1 protein-coding gene is annotated in these 1,082 nt (G+C 63.2%); it reads left to right on the top strand.

The window, feature by feature from the left end:
• Window positions 1-1,035, top strand: a 1,035-nt coding sequence (locus PQR54_RS38820; protein WP_408255435.1) for an FAD binding domain-containing protein, incomplete at its 5' end; no start/stop codon positions are given.
• Window positions 1,036-1,082 lie beyond the last annotated feature (47 nt).

The following is a 1,082-nucleotide window of genomic DNA, read 5'->3' as shown; positions in this document are numbered from 1 at the left end:
CCGAATCAGCTCGAAAGCCGCGGCGGCGGTGTCGTGCTGCAGCCGGACGTGCTGGATGCGCTCGCCTTCGCAGGCGTCGCCTTACCGGTTCCACCGGGCGTGGCCTCGGGTGATCGCATCTATCTGGACGGCCACGACCGTATCGTCGAACAGCTTTACATGCCGCAGATGCAGACCTCATGGAGCCTGCTATACCGCGCCATGAAAAACGCCTTGCCGGCAGACGCTCTGCACGCGGGCGAGACGTTTACCGACTTCCGCATGGACGGCGAGCAGATCGTCGCGCAGTTCGAGAGCGGCCGCAGCGAGAACGCCGATCTGCTGATCGGCGCCGATGGAATCCGCTCGACGCTGAGGCAGCGCCTCCTGCCCGAAATCGTGCCGCTGTATGCAGGCTACGTGGCATGGCGCGGGCTGATCGAAGAACGCGATCTGCCGCTGCCCGCAGCGAACATGCTGCGTGACCGTTTCAGCTTTCAGCAAGGCGACGGTCATTCGGGGCTCTGTTATCTGATCCCCGGCGACAACGATTCGACCGTGGTCGGCGAGCGTCGCTTTAACTGGGTCTGGTATCGCAAGTACAGCCGCGAGCAACTCGACGGGTTGCTGGTCGATCGTCATGGCGTGGCGCGCGCGTTTTCGTTGCCGCCCGGTTCGACCAAACACTCCGACATCGTGCAGCTTCAGGAAGACGCACGAACGTGGCTGGGTCCGACGTTCCGCGCCCTGGTGGATGCCACCGAAGATCCCTTCATGCAGCCCATCGTCGACCTGCGCTCGCCGAAGATGGTGTTCGGCCGGGCGGTGCTGCTCGGCGACGCCGCCTCGGTTCCTCGTCCCCACACGGCGGGCAGCACCGCGAAGGCGGCAGCCAATGCCCATTCATTGGCGCTCGCGTTGTCATCGATACGGCAAAGCGGCGCGACGATCGATTCAGCCCTTGAGCGTTGGGAGAACCAGCAGTTGCAACGCGGCAAGTCGATGACCGATCTGGGTATTTCGCTCGGCCACCGGCTGATGAAAATCGCCCGCTGAGTCCACTTTTTCCGTTTCGTACTTCAGGGAGTTCTCATGTCAACCCA

It is taken from the genome of Paraburkholderia phytofirmans (genome assembly GCF_046028095.1).
GTDB classification, from domain to species: Bacteria; Pseudomonadota; Gammaproteobacteria; order Burkholderiales; family Burkholderiaceae; genus Paraburkholderia; species Paraburkholderia phytofirmans_A.
Note: the sequence above shows the minus strand (reverse complement) of the source record. Positions and strands in the feature narration are given on the sequence as shown.